Raw genomic sequence first — 464 nt, forward strand, 5'->3', positions numbered from 1 at the left:
TCGATGCTGTAGTTGGTCACATTGTTCGCGTCTGCTGCTGAAGCAGTGACGGTCACTTTGCTCGAACCGGCGCTCGCAGTCGCGCCTTTGGCGTTGACGGTGTAAACGTCTTGGCCTTTATTGCCGACTCCTTTAACCACGTCTTTGATGTTGGTACCGGCTGCAACTTCGGTACGGGCGGCGGCGCTTTGCTGTTTCAGCTGGCTGTAGTTGACGGCATCGGCGTCATCGGTACCGGCGGCTACGTTGGTTACTTTCTTGCTGGCGGCATTGATGCCTGACTTGGTCACACTCGGGCCACCGGTAATGGTGAGGCCGTCTGAATTCAGTTTGCTGTCGCCTGCGGTGACGCTGTCAACAGTAATGTCTTTGGCCAGTTTCAGCTGTGCGCCACCGGCTACGGTTTCGCTGATGATGTTGCTGTCGCCTTTAACGTTGATGGTGTCGCCCAATGCGTAGTTGTT

1 pseudogene is annotated in these 464 nt (G+C 55.8%); it reads right to left on the reverse strand.

Annotation, left to right across the window (positions count from 1 at the left end):
- A pseudogene (locus ACTHSW_RS10835) lies at nt 1–464 on the reverse strand (hypothetical protein); the annotation flags it as partial.

It is taken from the genome of Neisseria sp. P0008.S004, assembly GCF_051962755.1.
GTDB lineage: Bacteria > Pseudomonadota > Gammaproteobacteria > Burkholderiales > Neisseriaceae > Neisseria > Neisseria subflava_A.